This window comes from Stappia indica (genome assembly GCF_020177335.1).
Taxonomy (GTDB): domain Bacteria; phylum Pseudomonadota; class Alphaproteobacteria; order Rhizobiales; family Stappiaceae; genus Stappia; species Stappia indica_B.
The window spans coordinates 94,946-108,013 of the sequence record NZ_JAIVMG010000012.1 but is presented as its reverse complement, the minus strand read 5'-3'; the positions used below and the strand labels follow the sequence as shown (position 1 = coordinate 108,013).

Annotated in this window: 10 protein-coding genes; all 10 read left to right on the top strand. The window is 65.2% G+C overall.

Translation table 11 applies throughout. From position 1 onward, the window contains the following. Nucleotides 1–220 precede the first annotated feature (220 nt). The 10 genes from LC062_RS16245 (at nt 221) to lpdA (ending at nt 13,012) form a co-directional block, all read left to right on the top strand. Nucleotides 221–766 carry an AprI/Inh family metalloprotease inhibitor gene (locus LC062_RS16245; protein ID WP_224912079.1) on the top strand — a complete coding sequence of 182 codons (546 nt, stop codon included), beginning with the start codon at nt 221–223 and terminating at the stop codon, nt 764–766. Nucleotides 767–940: 174 nt separating this feature from the next. Continuing rightward, nucleotides 941–1,351: a carboxymuconolactone decarboxylase family protein gene (locus tag LC062_RS16240; RefSeq protein WP_224912078.1), complete on the top strand. Its 411-nt coding sequence runs from the start codon at nt 941–943 to the stop codon at nt 1,349–1,351. A 181-nt stretch (nt 1,352–1,532) separates the two neighbouring features. Continuing rightward, the gene (gene zapE, locus LC062_RS16235) at nt 1,533–2,714 is read left to right on the top strand and encodes a cell division protein ZapE (RefSeq protein ID WP_224912077.1); all 1,182 of its coding nucleotides are present in this window, start codon (nt 1,533–1,535) and stop codon (nt 2,712–2,714) included. A 142-nt stretch (nt 2,715–2,856) separates the two neighbouring features. Continuing rightward, nucleotides 2,857–3,819 (top strand): malate dehydrogenase, encoded by a 963-nt coding sequence (gene mdh, locus LC062_RS16230; RefSeq protein ID WP_224912076.1) that lies wholly within the window; start codon nt 2,857–2,859, stop codon nt 3,817–3,819. A 78-nt stretch (nt 3,820–3,897) separates the two neighbouring features. Then, nucleotides 3,898–5,097, top strand: coding sequence for an ADP-forming succinate--CoA ligase subunit beta (gene sucC / locus LC062_RS16225; protein ID WP_224912075.1), 1,200 nt, complete (start codon nt 3,898–3,900; stop codon nt 5,095–5,097). Beyond that, nucleotides 5,097–6,005 carry a succinate--CoA ligase subunit alpha gene (gene sucD / locus LC062_RS16220; protein WP_224912074.1) on the top strand — a complete coding sequence of 303 codons (909 nt, stop codon included), beginning with the start codon at nt 5,097–5,099 and terminating at the stop codon, nt 6,003–6,005. The genes sucC and sucD overlap by 1 nt, the downstream gene beginning before the upstream one ends. Before the next feature lie 212 nt (nt 6,006–6,217). Beyond that, complete coding sequence (locus tag LC062_RS16215) at nt 6,218–9,202, top strand: 2-oxoglutarate dehydrogenase E1 component (protein WP_224912073.1); 2,985 nt, start codon at nt 6,218–6,220, stop codon at nt 9,200–9,202. Nucleotides 9,203–9,271: 69 nt separating this feature from the next. Further along, entirely contained in the window at nt 9,272–10,783 is a 1,512-nt protein-coding gene (odhB, locus tag LC062_RS16210; RefSeq protein ID WP_224912072.1) for a 2-oxoglutarate dehydrogenase complex dihydrolipoyllysine-residue succinyltransferase, read from the top strand. Nucleotides 10,784–10,909: 126 nt separating this feature from the next. Further along, a complete protein-coding gene (locus tag LC062_RS16205; protein ID WP_224912071.1) occupies nt 10,910–11,524 on the top strand; it encodes a LysE family translocator in 615 nt (204 codons plus the stop codon). 63 nt (nt 11,525–11,587) lie between these two features. Further along, on the top strand, nt 11,588–13,012 hold the full coding sequence (gene lpdA, locus LC062_RS16200) for a dihydrolipoyl dehydrogenase (protein ID WP_224912070.1): 1,425 nt from the start codon (nt 11,588–11,590) through the stop codon (nt 13,010–13,012). The last annotated feature ends 56 nt before the right edge of the window (nt 13,013–13,068 follow it).

Below are 13,068 nucleotides of genomic sequence, written 5' to 3'. Positions count from 1 at the left end.
GGCGCGCCGCTTCTTGGGTCTCCCCAGACCGTGAGGCACAAGATCACCGACCACTGCGGCGTTTTCAAGACCGCCTGCCTTGCATTGGCCGCTATCAACCCTTTGGTTACCAAAAAACGACAAGGATCGGCATGGGCAGTGGGGGGGCGCCTGCGCTAGAGTGGCGCCGCCCGCCGCCGGGCCGAGGCAACAAGGCCGAAGAAACAAGGAAGTGAACGAGATGATCCGTACCGCGCCCGTGACCGCCACACTCTGTCTGGCCCTGGCCCTCGCCGGATGTCAGAGACTGGGCTATGGCGGCAGCCGGCCGGCGGCCCTGCCGGCGACCCCGACCCCGCCGGTCAGCAGCCAGCCGCTGGAGCCGCTGGACCCGGTGCAGCAGGGCCAGGCGGGTGCGCCTCTCGATGGAACCATGCCGGATGGAAGCGGCACGCAGGTTGCCGGCGGTGCGCCCTTGTCCACGACAGCGCCGGCCGGCGCGCGGGAAATCGGACGCAGCGATATGCTCGGCGGCTGGTCGCTGGCCTCCGGATCGGACAATTGCAAGCTGTTCATGACGCTGACCACCTGGAGCGGCGGGTACCGCGCCAATTCGCGCGGCTGCACCTCGCCGGCGATGCAGAAGATCTCGGCCTGGGATCTTCAGGGCAAGCAGGTGATTCTGAAGGACGACACCGGAGCGACGGTTGCCCAGCTCTACGCCACCAGCGCCGAGAGCTTCAACGGGCGGGCCTCGACCGGCGCGCCGATTTCAGTCTACCGCTGACGCAGATCGAGGCGGGGGCCGGCGAGGGAGCGCCGGTTCTCCGTCGCAAGATCGCGGCACGACGGAGAAGGTGGGCGCTGTCGGGAAAACAGCGCTCCGCTCGGGGCGTTCCGCCTCCGGTGGGGTGCTTGTTTCTCCAAGTGCGTGTTCCGCCGCCACGAGGGGGGGAGAAACATGTCGATCTGGCCGGTGTTGAAGGATGAGGAGCTGTCGCCGCAGGCGGCTGCGGTGTTCGCCGACATCAAGGCGGTGCGCAAGACCAATTTCATCAACAATTTCTGGCGGGTGCTCGCCAATGATCCGGCTTTGCTGGCGCGCACCTGGGACAGCCTGAAGCAGGTGATGGCCCCGGGCGCGCTCGATCCGCAGATCAAGGAAATGCTCTATGTGGCGGTGTCGATCGCCAATGGTTGCGAGTATTGCATCCGCTCGCATACGGCGGCGGCTCGCGCCAAGGGCATGAGCGAGGCGCAGCTCGGCGAGTTGCTGGCGGTGGTCGGCATGGCGAGCGAGACCAACAGGCTCGCCACCGGTCTGCAGGTGCCGGTGGATGAGGCCTTTCTTCCCGATCCGAAAACCGACTGACCTTTTGCCCAGACAGAGGTCCGCGGGAAGCCTTTCTGGTGGCCGGGTGTTGCACCCCGGGGGGCGGATTGGCTATCAGCGGCAAAACACCTCTTGCGGGGAGACACCGTGACCTCTTCTTCCATCCGCACATCGTGCGGCGCTGCCTGCGCCGTGCCGCCCCTCGCCCGGATCCCGTCCCATGGATGAGCTGCAGCGTCGTTCCGAATCGCAGCGCAATGAGGCGATCCCGGTCGCTCACACGGTGGCCGGCCGTTATGCCGCGCTGATCGCCGCCGGCGAAATCGAGCATGATCCGGCCCAGGACAAGGTGGTGCACGCCCTCGATACGCTGAACGAAGTGCTGGCGGAGACCGGCCCGGCGTCGAAGAAAAGTGCCCTTGGCTGGTTGTTCGGCCGGCGCGGCGCGGCGAAGACGCCGGTGCGCGGGCTTTATGTCTGGGGCAAGGTCGGGCGTGGCAAGACCATGCTGATGGACCTGTTCTTCGATATTGCCGTGTCGCGCAAGAAGCGCAGGGTCCATTTCCATGAATTCATGGCCGATGTGCATGAGCGGGTCCATGCGGTACGGGCGCGGATTCGCGATGGGGAGATTTCCGGCGATGATCCGATTCCGCCGGTGGCCGCGGCGATCGCCGAGGAAACCCGTCTTTTGTGCTTCGACGAATTCACCGTGACGGACATTGCCGACGCGATGATTCTCGGCCGCCTGTTCACCCGGCTGTTCGAGCTTGGCGTGGTGATGGTCGCCACCTCCAACGTCGATCCGGACGACCTTTATCGCGACGGTCTCAATCGCGGCCATTTCCTCGGGTTCGTGGCACTCTTGAAGACCCGGGTGGATGTGCTTTGCCTCGATGCGCGCACCGACTACCGGCTGGAGAAGCTGGCCGGGGCGCCGCTCTACCTGACGCCGCTCGGACCGGAGGCGGAGGCTGGGCTGGAAGAGCTCTGGCGCAAGCTGACCCACGGCCTGCCTGCCCATTCGGAGGAGCTGGAGGCCAAGGGACGCCGGATCCCGGTCACCCGGACGGCGGCCGGCGTCGCCCGCTTTACCTTCGCGGAACTGTGCGAGCAGCCGCTTGGCGCCGCCGACTTTCAGCGCATTGCCTTGTCCTATCACACCATCGTGCTGGAAGGCGTGCCGGTGATGGATCTGCCACAGCGCAACGCGGCCAAGCGCTTCATCAACCTGATCGACACGCTCTACAACAACCGCAACAAGCTGGTGCTGTCGGCGGCAACCGAGCCGGACGGCCTTTATATCGCGCGAACCGGCACGGAATGCTTCGAGTTCGAGCGCACCGTCTCGCGCCTGATCGAGATGCGCTCGCGCGAATGGTTGCAGGACCCGGCGGGATAGCGATCTCGTCCATGCGGCGAGGGGGTGGCGGTTCGGCCTAATCCTTCGATTAGCTTGCACCTCGGGCGCAAAGAGGTTAGTGCCATGCCCGACCGTCACGAACGGCCGATGCTCCATTTTACGTAAAGGGAAGCAATAGGATATGGCTCGGAACAAGATCGCTCTGATCGGCGCGGGACAGATCGGCGGCACGCTCGCCCACCTCGCCGGCCTCAAGGAACTTGGCGACATCGTTCTCTTCGACATCGCCGAAGGAACCCCCCAGGGCAAGGCGCTTGACCTTGCAGAATCCTCCCCCGTCGACGGCTTCGACGCGGCGCTCTCCGGCGCCAACTCTTACGAGGCGATTGCCGGTGCGGATGTGGTGATCGTCACCGCCGGCGTGCCGCGCAAGCCCGGCATGAGCCGCGACGACCTGCTCGGCATCAATCTGAAGGTGATGGAACAGGTTGGCGCCGGCATCAAGGCCCATGCCCCGAATGCCTTCGTCATCTGCATCACCAACCCGCTCGACGCGATGGTCTGGGCCTTGCAGAAGTTCTCCGGCCTGCCGGCGAACAAGGTGGTCGGCATGGCCGGCGTGCTCGACAGCGCCCGCTTCCGCTACTTCCTGGCTGAGGAGTTCAACGTTTCGGTCGAGGACGTCACCGCCTTCGTGCTCGGCGGCCACGGCGACACCATGGTGCCGCTGACCCGCTACTCCACCGTTGCCGGCATTCCGCTGACCGATCTGGTCAAGATGGGCTGGTGCACGGCCGAGCGCCTGGAAGAGATCGTCCAGCGCACCCGTGATGGCGGTGCCGAGATCGTCGGCCTGTTGAAGACCGGTTCGGCCTTCTACGCACCGGCCTCTTCCGCCATCGCCATGGCCGAGAGCTACCTGAAGGACAAGAAGCGCGTGATGCCCTGCGCGGCGCATCTGTCCGGTCAGTATGGCCTGAGCGACACCTACCTCGGCGTGCCGGTCGTGATCGGCGCCGATGGTGTCGAGCGTGTCATCGAGATCGAGATGAACAGCGACGAGAAGGCGATGTTCGACAAGTCGGTGGCCTCGGTCGACGGCCTCGTCGAAGCCTGCCGCAAGATCCAACCGGCCCTGGCCTGAGGGATTTGACCGGGAGGCCGAACGGCCTCCCGTTTCGTATGACGCGAACAGTCTCCAACCCAACGGGGGGATAGACGCATGAACATTCATGAATACCAGGCCAAGCAGGTCCTGAAGGCCTATGGCGCGCCGGTCGCCGAAGGCATTGCCATCTTCACCGCCGACGAGGCGGAAGCGGCGGCCAAGGCGCTGCCGGGCCCGCTCTGGGTCGTCAAGTCGCAGATCCATGCCGGCGGCCGCGGCAAGGGCAAGTTCAAGGAACTGGGCCCGGACGCCAAGGGCGGCGTGCGCCTTGCCTTCTCGCTCGACGAGGTCAAGGCCCATGCCGCCGAGATGCTCGGCAACACCCTGGTGACCAAGCAGACCGGCCCGGCCGGCAAGGTCGTCAACCGCCTTTACATCGAGGATGGCGCGGACATCGAGCGTGAGCTCTATCTCTCCATTCTCGTCGACCGCACCTGCGGCCGGGTGGCCTTCGTCGTCTCCACCGAGGGCGGCATGGACATCGAGGCCGTTGCCGAGGAAACCCCGGAGAAGATCCACAATCTGCCGATCGACCCGAGCACCGGCGTCACCGAGGCGGATGCGGCCAAGCTGTGCGACGCGCTGGAGCTGACCGGCGCGGCCCGCGAGGACGGCATGAAGCTGTTCCCGGTGCTGTACACCGCCTTCGTCGAGAAGGACATGAGCCTGCTTGAGGTCAACCCGCTGATCGTCATGAAGGACGGCCGGCTCCGGGTGCTCGACGCCAAGGTGTCCTTCGACGGCAACGCCCTGTTCCGTCACGACGACATCATGGCCCTGCGCGACGAGACCGAGGAAGACGCCAAGGAAATCGAGGCGTCCAAGTACGACCTCGCCTATGTGGCGCTCGACGGCGACATCGGCTGCATGGTCAATGGCGCCGGCCTGGCCATGGCGACCATGGACATCATCAAGCTCTATGGCGCGGAGCCGGCGAACTTCCTCGATGTCGGTGGCGGCGCCTCCAAGGAGAAGGTCACCGCCGCGTTCAAGATCATCACCTCCGATCCGAACGTGAAGGGCATTCTCGTCAACATCTTCGGCGGCATCATGCGCTGCGACGTCATCGCCGAAGGCGTGGTCGCTGCGGTGAAGGACGTCGGGCTGCAGGTGCCGCTGGTCGTGCGGCTGGAAGGCACCAACGTCGAGCTCGGCAAGAAGATCATCAACGAAAGCGGACTGAACGTCATCGCGGCGGATGATCTCGACGATGCCGCCCAGAAGATCGTCAAGGCCGTGAAGGAGGCCGCCTGATGTCTATTCTCGTCAATAAGGACACCAAGGTCATCGTGCAGGGGCTGACCGGCAAGACCGGTACGTTCCACACCGAACAGGCTCTGGAATACTACGGCACCAAGATGGTCGCCGGCGTGCATCCCAAGAAGGGCGGCGAAACCTGGTCGTCCGGCATGGAAAGCGCGGCGGAGCTGCCGATCTTCGCCTCCGTCGGTGAAGCCAAGGAAGCCACCGGCGCCGATGCCTCCGTGATCTACGTGCCGCCGGCAGGCGCCGGGGCCGCGATTATCGAGGCGATCGATGCGGAAGTGCCGTTCATCGTCTGCATCACCGAGGGCATCCCGGTGGCCGACATGGTCAAGGTCAAGGCGCGGCTTGAGAAGTCGAACTCGCGTCTGCTCGGCCCCAACTGCCCGGGCATCCTGACCCCGGAAGAGTGCAAGATCGGCATCATGCCGGGCTCGATCTTCAAGAAGGGCTCGGTCGGCGTCGTCTCGCGTTCGGGCACCTTGACCTATGAGGCGGTGTTCCAGACCACCAATGCCGGCCTTGGCCAGACCACGGCGGTCGGCATCGGCGGCGATCCGGTCAAGGGCACCGAGTTCATCGACGTCCTGGAGATGTTCCTGGCCGACGACGAGACCCAGTCGATCATCATGATCGGCGAGATCGGCGGTTCGGCCGAGGAAGAGGCCGCCCAGTTCCTCAAGGACGAGGCGAAGAAGGGCCGCAAGAAGCCGATGGCCGGGTTCATTGCCGGTCGCACGGCGCCTCCGGGCCGCACCATGGGCCATGCCGGCGCGGTGATCTCCGGCGGCAAGGGCGGTGCGGAAGACAAGATCGCGGCGATGGAAGAGGCGGGCATCCGCGTTTCCCCGTCTCCGGCGAAGCTTGGCGAGACGCTGCTTGAGGTTCTCAAGGGCTGAGGAAAAGATTTCCGCGATCACCGCATTTTAACCGTGATCGCGGGAGCATATGCGGGCACGGGTGCTTCCCCACCGGGAATTTCCCGTGTACCGATTGAAGGAGACCTGCGCGGGACACGCCCCGCGCGGGTCTATTCCATATCCGTTCTCTGGGGCGCTGCGTGAAAGGGCTCCCCTCAAATAGGCGGGCGGGGCGAAACCTCGCTGTGGAGATGGCTCGGCAAGACGTGAACAATGCCTTCGCGATGACGTCGTTCTTGTACGGTGGCAACGCGGCTTACATCGAAGATCTTTATGCGCGCTACAAGGAGGATCCGGGATCCCTCGACGAGACGTGGCGGGCATTCTTTTCCAACCTTGCCGACGAAAAGGCGGATGTGCTGAAGGAGGCGCGTGGCGCATCCTGGAAGCGCGCCGACTGGCCGGTCGCCGCCAATGGGGACCTGGTCAACGCCTTCGATGGCAACTGGGCGCCGGTGGAAAAGGCGCTCGGCGACAAGATCAAGGACAAGGCGCAGGCACGCGGTGAGGCGATCACCGAGGCCGACGTGCAGCAGCAGACGCGCGATTCGGTGCGCGCGCTGATGATGATCCGCGCCTATCGCATGCGCGGCCATCTGCATGCGGACCTCGATCCGCTCAACCTCAAGGAGCTGGAGAGCCACGAGGAGCTGCATCCCTCCACCTACGGTTTCGCCGAGGCGGACTGGGACCGGCCGATCTTCATCGACTACATGCTGGGCCTTGAGTTCGCGACCATCCGCGAGATGCTCGAGATCCTCAAGCGCACCTATTGCTCCACCCTTGGCGTGGAGTTCATGCACATCTCCAATCCGGCCGAGAAGGCCTGGATCCAGGAGCGCATCGAGGGTCCGGACAAGCAGGTTTCCTTCACCGCCGAGGGCAAGCGGGCGATCCTCAACAAGCTGGTCGAGGCCGAGGGGTTCGAGAAGTTCCTGGACGTCAAATACACCGGCACCAAGCGCTTTGGCCTGGATGGCGGCGAGGCGCTGCTGCCGGCGCTGGAGCAGATCATCAAGCGCGGTGGCGCGCTCGGTGTGAAGGAAATCGTGCTGGGCATGGCCCACCGTGGCCGGCTCAACGTGCTGGCCCAGGTGATGGGCAAGCCGCTGCGGGCCATCTTCCACGAGTTCAAGGGCGGCTCCTTCACCCCCGATGACGTGGAAGGCTCCGGCGATGTGAAGTACCACCTCGGTGCATCCTCCGACCGCTCCTTCGACGACAACAACGTCCACCTGTCGCTGACCGCCAACCCCTCGCACCTTGAGATCGTCGATCCGGTGGTGTTGGGCAAGGCGCGGGCCAAGCAGGATCAGTTGTCGGCGGTTGACGGAAAATGGGTCGAGACCACCGACGTGGACCGCTCCAAGGTGCTGCCGCTGTTGCTGCACGGCGATGCGGCCTTCGCCGGCCAGGGCGTGGTTGCCGAGTGCTTCGGCCTGTCGGCGCTGCGCGGCCACCGCACCGGTGGTTCGATCCATGTGATCATCAACAACCAGATCGGCTTCACCACCAATCCGCGTTTCTCGCGCTCCTCGCCGTATCCGTCGGATGTGGCGAAGATGATCGAGGCGCCGATCTTCCACTGCAACGGCGACGATCCCGAATCGGTGGTCTACGCGGCGAAGATCGCCACCGAGTTCCGGCAGATGTTCGGCAAGCCGGTGGTCATCGACATGATCTGTTACCGGCGGTTCGGCCACAACGAATCCGACGAGCCGGCGTTCACCCAGCCGATCATGTACCGGCAGATCCGCAAGCATCCGACCACGCTGCAGATCTACGCCGAGCGGCTGGTCAAGGACGGCGTCTTGAGCGCCGAGGAAGTCGAGGCCATGCGTGCGGAAGTGCGTGCGCAGCTGGACTCCGAGTTCGAGGCCGGCAACGGCTACAAGCCGAACAAGGCCGACTGGCTCGATGGCAAGTGGGCCGGCATGAAGCAGGCCAAGGATCTCGACGATCCGCGCCGTGGTCAGACCGGCATTTCCGATGATTTCGTCAAGACCATCGGAACGGCTCTGACCCAGGTGCCGGAGGGGTTCAACGCCCACCGCACGATCCGCCGCTTCCTCGACAACCGCAAGAAGATGTTCGAAAGCGGTCAGGGGATCGATTGGGCGACGGCCGAGGCGATGGCCTTTGGCGGCTTGCTGCTTGACGGTCACGCCGTGCGCCTGTCCGGTCAGGACTGTGAACGCGGCACCTTCTCGCAGCGCCATTCGGTGCTCTACGACCAGGAAGATGAGAACCGGTTCATTCCGCTCAATCACCTGCGCGAGGGGCAGGCCCGCTACGAGGTCATCAACTCGATGCTCTCCGAGGAGGCCGTGCTTGGGTTCGAATACGGCTATACGCTGACCGAGCCCAATGCGCTGACCCTCTGGGAAGCCCAGTTCGGCGATTTCGCCAACGGCGCCCAGGTGGTGTTCGACCAGTTCATCTCCTCCGGCGAGCGCAAGTGGCTGCGCATGTCCGGCCTCGTCTGCCTGCTGCCGCATGGCTACGAGGGGCAGGGGCCGGAGCATTCCTCCGCCCGCCTGGAGCGCTTCCTGCAGATCTGCGCGGAAGACAACATGCAGGTGGCGAACTGCACGACGCCGGCCAACTACTTCCACATCCTGCGGCGGCAGATGAAGCGGGACTTCCGCAAGCCGCTGATCCTGATGACGCCGAAGTCGTTGCTGCGCCACAAGCGCGCGGTCAGCAAGCTCGACGAGTTCACCAACGGATCGACTTTCCATCGCCTGCTCTGGGACGATGCGCAGATGGATCCGGAGGCCGGCATCCGGCTGGTGGAGGACGCGAAGATCCGTCGGGTGGTCCTGTGTTCGGGCAAGGTCTACTACGACCTGCTGGAAGAGCGGGAAAAGCGCGGCATCACCGACGTCTACCTGCTGCGCGTGGAACAGCTCTACCCGTTCCCGACCAAGGCGCTGGTCACCGAGCTGGCCCGCTTCAAGGATGCGGATATCGTCTGGTGCCAGGAAGAGCCGAAGAACATGGGGGCCTGGTTCTTCATCCAGTCCTATGTGGAGTGGGTGCTGGCGCAGATCGATGCCAAGCATCAGCGGCCGCGCTATGTCGGCCGCGCCGCCTCGGCGGCCACGGCGACCGGGCTCATGTCCAAGCATCTCGCCCAGCTTCAGGCGTTCCTCGACGAGGCCTTCGCCGAGTAGGCGGAGCGGTTCACAGATTAGCGCGGCCGGGCTCGTCCCGTGCCGCCGTCCGATGAAAGAGAAATGATCATGGCGACCGAAATTCGAGTTCCCACTCTTGGCGAATCCGTTACCGAGGCGACCATCGCCCAGTGGTTCAAGAAGCCCGGTGACGCGGTCAACGCGGATGAGCCGATTGTGGAGCTGGAAACCGACAAGGTGACCGTGGAAGTTCCCGCTCCGGCCTCCGGCACCCTCTCCGACATCCTCGTCAAGGAAGGGGATACAGTCGAGGTTGGCGCCCTTCTGGGGCAGATCGCCGAAGGTACGGGCGCCGCGGCACCGGCCAAGGCAGCGGCTCCGGCGGCTGCAAAGCCGGCGGCGAAGAGCGCGGCTGCGGCGACCGAGACCATCGACGTTCTGGTACCTTCCGCTGGTGAGAGCGTCACCGAGGCCGAGGTCGGCGAATGGTTCGTCAAGGTCGGCGACAGCGTCAAGGTCGATGAGACCCTGGTGGAGCTGGAGACCGACAAGGCAGCCCAGGAAATTCCGGCTCCGCAGGCCGGCACCGTGGTGGAAATCAGCGCCAGCACCGGTGACACGGTGACCCCGGGCCAGCTGCTGGCCCGCATCGCCGTTGGCGCGGGCGCTGCTGCCGCCGCTTCGGCTGCTGCCGTGGCTGCGCCGGCTCCGGCCGCTGCTGCCTCGTCCATGCCGCCGGCCCCCTCCGCTGCCAAGATGATGGCGGAAAAGGGCCTGTCGGCCGATCAGGTTGCCGGCTCCGGCAAGCGTGGCCAGGTGCTGAAGGGCGACGTGATCGCCGCGGTTGCCGCCGGCATGACGGCGCCGGCACAGGCCGCGGCACCGGTTGCCGCCCGCCCGGCCTCGCTGCCCGAGGACGAGGTCCGCGAAGAGCGGGTGCGGATGACCAAGCTGCGCCAGACCATCGCCCGCCGGCTCAAGGACGCCCAGAACACGGCGGCCATGCTGACCACCTACAACGAGGTGGACATGGGCCCGGTGATGGAGCTGCGGAAGACCTACAAGGACCTGTTCGAGAAGAAGCACGGCGTCAAGCTCGGCTTCATGGGCTTCTTCACCAAGGCGGTCTGCCATGCGCTGAAGGAAATCCCGGCGGTGAACGCCGAGATCGACGGCACCGATATCATCTACAAGAACTACTGCCACGTCGGCGTGGCGGTGGGCACCGACAAGGGCCTGGTGGTTCCGGTGGTGCGCGATGCGGATCAGATGTCGATCGCCCAGATCGAGCAGGAGATCGGCAACCTCGGCCGCAAGGCGCGCGACGGCAAGCTCGGCATGGCCGACATGACCGGCGGCACCTTCACCATCTCCAACGGTGGTGTCTATGGCTCGCTGATGTCCTCGCCGATCCTCAACGCCCCTCAGTCGGGCATCCTCGGCATGCACAAGATCCAGGAGCGTCCGATGGTGGTCAACGGCCAGATCGTGGCCCGGCCGATGATGTATCTGGCGCTCAGCTACGATCACCGCATCGTCGACGGCAAGGAGGCGGTGACCTTCCTGGTGCGGGTCAAGGAGAGCCTGGAAGACGTGCAGCGGCTGGTGCTGGATCTCTAAAGCATGTTCCCGAAAAGTGTTTACGGTTTTCGGGAAAGAACATGCGCAAGAGGCTAAGGACGGGGCTCCTCAGCGGCCTTTCTTTCGCTGAAGGAGCCCCGACACCTGCCGGCGACGGAGGGGACGATGGGGCTGGAATTCCTGATCACCGCGCTGGTCGTGGTTCTCATACCGGGCACCGGCGTCCTCTACACGCTCGCCACCGGCCTTGCCTTCGGGCGGCGCCACGGGGTCGCGGCGGCCTTCGGCTGCACGCTGGGAATTCTGCCCGCGATCCTCGCTTCCATGCTTGGTCTGGCGGCGCTGCTGCACACCAGCGCACTGCTGTTCCAGGCGCTGAAATACGCCGGGGCGGCCTATCTTTTGTATCTGGCCTGGCAGACCTTGCGCGACTCCGGACCGCTGCGCCTTGGCGCTGCGGCCGGTGATGCCCCGGGCCTCGCGGCGGTGGTGCGCACCGGCGCTCTGATCAATGTTCTCAATCCGAAACTGTCGGTGTTCTTCCTGGCGTTCCTGCCGCAATTCGTGGACGCGGGGCGCCCCGGGACGAGCCTTGAGATGCTGCGGCTCGGCGGCGTCTTCATGGCGCTGACCTTCGTGGTCTTCGCCGGCTACGGCATCTTCGCCGCAGCCGTCGGCGCGCGGCTTCTGCGTTCTGCCCGGTTCCTGGCCTTCATGCGCCGCACGGTTGCCGTTGCCTTCGCCGGCTTCGGCCTGCGGCTGGCCCTGGCCGACCGCTGAGCGCTCGACCTCCGCCCGGCGCCCCGGGCGCCGACAGCAAGCTTGAATGAAAAGGCGAACGAAATGTCACAGTTTGATCTTGTCGTCATCGGCACCGGCCCTGGCGGATACGTTTGCGCCATCAAGGCGGCCCAGCTCGGCCTGAAGGTGGCCGTGGTGGAAAAGCGCACCGTGCGCGACGGCGACAGCGCCGCTCATGGCGGCACCTGCCTCAATGTTGGCTGCATTCCCTCCAAGGCGCTGCTGCATACTTCGGAGATGTTCGAGGAAGCCGGCCATCACTTCGAGGGCTTCGGCATCAAGGTCGGCAAGCCGAAGCTCGACCTGAAGGCGATGATGGCGCACAAGGACAAGACCATCGACGCCAACGTGTCCGGCATCGATTTCCTGTTCAAGAAGAACAAGGTCACCGTCTATCAGGGCACCGGTCGCATTCTCGCCGCCGGTCAGGTGGAGGTGACCGCCGCCGACGGCTCGACCCAGACCGTTGAAAGCCGTTCCATCGTCATCGCCACCGGCTCGGACGTGGTGTCGCTGCCGGGGATCGAGATCGACGAGAAGCGGGTGGTGTCCTCCACCGGCGCGCTGGAGCTGGAGAAGGTACCGGGCAAGCTGGTGGTGATCGGCGCCGGTGTCATCGGTCTGGAGCTGGGCTCGGTCTGGCGCCGCCTGGGCGCCGAGGTCACCGTGGTGGAGTTCATGGACAAGATCCTCGGCCCGATGGACGCGGATGTGTCGAAGAACTTCCAGCGGATGTTGAAGAAGCAGGGCATGGAGTTCCACCTGTCGTCCAAGGTGACGGCGGTCGATACCTCAGGCAAGACGCTGAAGGTCACGGTGGAGCCCGCTGCCGGCGGTGAGGCGAAGACGCTCGACGCCGATGTGGTGCTGGTGGCGATCGGTCGCCGGCCCGTGACCGAGGGGCTTGGCCTCGACGCAGTCGGTGTCGCCCTCGACGAGCGCGGCCGGGTGCAGACCGACGGGCACTACCAGACCAATGTTCCGGGCATCTATGCCATCGGCGATGTCATTGCCGGTCCGATGCTGGCCCATAAGGCCGAAGACGAGGGCGTCGCGGTGGCCGAGATCCTGGCCGGTCAGGCCGGGCACGTGAACTACGGCGTGATCCCGGGCGTGGTCTACACCAGCCCGGAGGTGGCCGAGGTCGGCCGCTCCGAAGAGCAGCTCAAGGCGGATGGGATCGACTACAAGGTCGGCAAGTTCGCCTTCATCGCCAATGGCCGGGCCAAGGCGATGGGGCACTCGGACGGTTTCGTCAAGGTGCTGGCCGATGCTGCCACCGACCAGGTGCTCGGGGTGCATATCATCGGTCATGGCGCCGGCGAGATGATCCACGAGGCGGCCGTTCTGATGGAGTTCGGCGGCTCCTCGGAGGATCTGGCGCGCACCTGCCATGCCCATCCGACCATGAGCGAAGCGGTCAAGGAAGCGGCGATGGCCGCTTTCGCCAAGCCGATCCACGCTTGAGCCGGATCTGACATTCCCGGGCCGGCCGCCGGTCGGCCCGGGCCTTTGCCGCAAGG